The 3,144-nt window shown below is 48.8% G+C and carries 2 protein-coding genes and 1 pseudogene; 2 read left to right on the forward strand and 1 reads right to left on the reverse strand.

What is annotated here, in order from left to right:
* Together Q0294_RS15125 and Q0294_RS15130 are read left to right on the forward strand one after the other, a co-directional pair.
* Positions 1 to 592 (forward strand): annotated as a pseudogene (locus Q0294_RS15125) (hypothetical protein); the annotation flags it as partial.
* 242 nt (positions 593 to 834) lie between these two features.
* Positions 835 to 2,463, forward strand: a complete 1,629-nt coding sequence (locus tag Q0294_RS15130; protein ID WP_299467112.1) for a response regulator — start codon at positions 835 to 837, stop codon at positions 2,461 to 2,463.
* A 134-nt stretch (positions 2,464 to 2,597) separates the two neighbouring features.
* Here Q0294_RS15130 and Q0294_RS15135 read toward each other — a convergent pair whose 3' ends face one another.
* Positions 2,598 to 2,939, reverse strand: a complete 342-nt coding sequence (locus Q0294_RS15135) for a hypothetical protein (RefSeq protein WP_299467114.1) — start codon at positions 2,937 to 2,939, stop codon at positions 2,598 to 2,600.
* Positions 2,940 to 3,144 lie beyond the last annotated feature (205 nt).

Below are 3,144 nucleotides of genomic sequence, written 5' to 3' on the forward strand. Positions count from 1 at the left end.
AAGCGATCCTGAAGAGATTGATGAACTGTTCCGCATGCTGCCAACATTTCCCAAACTGAAAGAATTGCATTTAGAGGGTTTATTGATCGATCGGGAACGAGCGACTGCTATTGCCCATCTCCCCAATCTAGAGGTGATTTATCTCAGAAGTTGTCAGATTGAGGAGTCTTGTCTGTCCCTTTTGTTAAAGATCGAGGGACTGATTTATCTAAATTTAGCCAATTCTGAATTTCAGGAAGCAGAGCTGGAAATTCTGAGCCAGGGTTCTGCTAAAGAAAGATTAGTCGGTTTGAGCTTATCGAATTGTAAAGTGTCAGATCGCAGTGCGACGGTTCTATCCCAGTGTCGCAACCTGGAATTTCTGGAACTGGATGGTACACAGATTACGGATCGGGGCTTAAAGCAACTGGCCCGCCTGCGGCAGCTCAAAGTATTGATTCTGGATCACACTGGAGTAACCGATGTCGGGGTGGCTTATCTGTCGTCTACGCCGAATCTGGTCGAATTGAGTCTCAGTAATACCAACGCTTCTGATGCGATGCTGGAGACGCTCAAGCAGGAAAACCCTGCACTGCGGGTCTCTGACGACTGAACGAATCAGAACGTCAGATTAAAACACTGCGGTTTTGTGTGGTCGTTATCCCTCAGTGTACTTTGAGGAATAATTTGCTTAAGCGATGTAATCGGCACACCACATTTTAGTTTCGTTTAAAAAACGGTGCAAATACCTGTTCTCTTCGAACTTCGTGGCATTCTCTGTCCTAATTTTAGAACATCCAACTCTTCGTTTTACGCCTGTCGTAAATCAAAAAAGTCCCAGACAGAAAAAATAAGATGAATAAGCAAGTATCCAAGATACTGATTGTTGATGATTCGGATGTCGTGAGGCGGATTCTTTCGGCGGCACTGACTCAGGACGGTTATGAATTGTATACCGCCATTAACGGAGAAGACGGTCGCCGGAAGGTGCATGAGCTGAAACCGGATATCGTTTTATTAGACGTGGAAATGCCGGTTCTGGATGGCTTTTCCGTGCTGCATGAAATCCGCGCGAATTATAAAGTCGAGGAGGTTGCCGTTATCATGGTGACCTCGCAAAATGACGGCAAAGGGATTTCCCGGGCCTTTGATGAAGGGGCCTTCGACTACATTCCCAAGCCGGCCACCGATTCGGAAATCAAGGCGCGCGTCAGAAATGCACTGCGCGCTTTGCAGTTGCTCCGCGAACAGAAAACACTCAGACGAGAGGCGGAAGCCGCCAATCAATCCAAGAGCGCTTTCCTGGCGAATATGAGCCATGAAATCCGCACTCCGATGACAGCCATCCTGGGGTACACCGAAATTCTGGAACTGGAAGCAAAATCACGTCAGATGCCGGAACTGTTTTTGGATTCATTGGACACCATCAAACGCAACGGCGGGCATTTGATGGAATTGATCAACGATATTCTCGACCTGTCGAAAATTGAGGCGGGTAAACTGGACATCGAATCGATCGCCTGTTCCCCCCAGAAAATTGTGGAAGAGGTCTTGGAACTGGTTCAGGTCAGGGCGGAAGCCAAAGGCTTGAAACTGGAGTCCGCGTTTCAGTTCCCGCTGCCTGCCTTTTTCAATTCCGATCCGACACGCATCAGGCAGATCCTGATTAATCTGATTGGAAATGCCATCAAGTTTACGGAAGTCGGTACGATTCGTCTGGAAACAGAACTCCTGCAAAGTTCCGGCGAGGAACCACTGATTCAATTTACGGTGATTGACCAGGGCATCGGAATGTCCGAGTCTCAAATGTCAAATCTGTTCCGTCCGTTTACTCAGGCCGATTCTTCCACGACACGCAAGTATGGAGGAACAGGGCTGGGGCTGACGATCTGCAAACGTCTGGCAGAAATGTTAGGTGGCGATATCTCGGTGATCAGCGAACGTGACAAGGGCTCTCGATTCAGCGCTACTGTTCGGGTCGGAAGCCTGGAGGGGATTGACCTGCTGCAGGAACTGCAGCAGAGCAGTTCACAGGAGACTCCGGAACATCAGCAAGGTCAGCCCGAATATCCGGCCTTTGATGAATCAACACTGCAAGGGAAAAAAGTGCTGCTGGCCGAGGATGGTCCTGACAATCAAAAGCTGATTGCCTTTATTCTGAAGAAGGCTGGCGCGGAAGTGAGCGTTGCAGAAAATGGCGAAGTGGCACACGAGGCCGCCGTGAAAGCGCTGGATGCCGGTGATTTGTTTGATGTCATTCTGATGGATATGCAGATGCCGGTGCTGGATGGTTACGAAGCCACACGGAAAATTCGCGAAGCTGGTTACCGGGGTCCCATCATTTCCCTGACGGCGAACGCGATGGAAGGGGACCGCGAAAAGTGCATCAAAGCCGGTTGTAATGATCACATAACGAAACCCATTGATCGCAAAAAACTGGTAGGCATGATCGCCGCCATCTGCGAAGAGGCAGCGGCTGTTTAACGGTAAATTGTCTGGTAGGAGAGAGCAGTTTCGTTACCGTGAGACATCGAGTAGCTGAGCGGTCTGGCGCCAGTCACCGTTTGCAGGTTTGTTTATATGATCGACGAAAACGACCGCTCGCGCCGTGCCACTCATCATGCAAACTCTCCAAATTCAGAACCGTCCGTGAATTCCATGAATTCGAAAACGGCGCCGTCGATCAGTACAAACACGACTTTTAAATTTTCCAGAGCCTGAAACGGGCCCAGTAGAATTTCCATACCTTCGATTTCCTGTTCCAGATTCGGAACTTTAAAAGCGATATGCGGCTGGTTGCGGACAGGTCCGGTCACGGGGCTGTCAGGCTCGAACCTCAGGTATTCGATTTGATAAGGATGCTCATTGGGGTTGGTGACATAAACTTTCGTCTCTGAGACGTAAATTTCATTTGGCTGCCGTTCATCCGTAATCACGCCAACATGATGAAATTGTCGCATGGAAGTTCCTGACAGAGCGGGTGGTACGAGCGGAAATTCAAATCCCATTGAATAGTGTTGATTCTACTTCGATTGATCCGACAATTCAAATTGATTCAAGTAATCGCTATAGAAATCAGGTTGCTGTTCTGAGCGGAATGGCGATAACCACTGATTTGATACAGGTTCTGGAATTGATGATCACGGTGGCCAGGTAGCGTTTCTT

The sequence above is a fragment of the uncultured Gimesia sp. genome, from assembly GCF_937919775.1.
Classification (GTDB): Bacteria; Planctomycetota; Planctomycetia; order Planctomycetales; family Planctomycetaceae; genus Gimesia.

Excerpts from the sequence above, each read along its gene's own strand:
- Q0294_RS15130 (WP_299467112.1), top strand. The coding sequence starts at position 835 with ATGAATAAGCAAGTATCCAAGATACTGATTGTTGATGATTCGGATGTC.
- Q0294_RS15135 (WP_299467114.1), bottom strand. The coding sequence starts at position 2,939 with ATGCGACAATTTCATCATGTTGGCGTGATTACGGATGAACGGCAGCCA.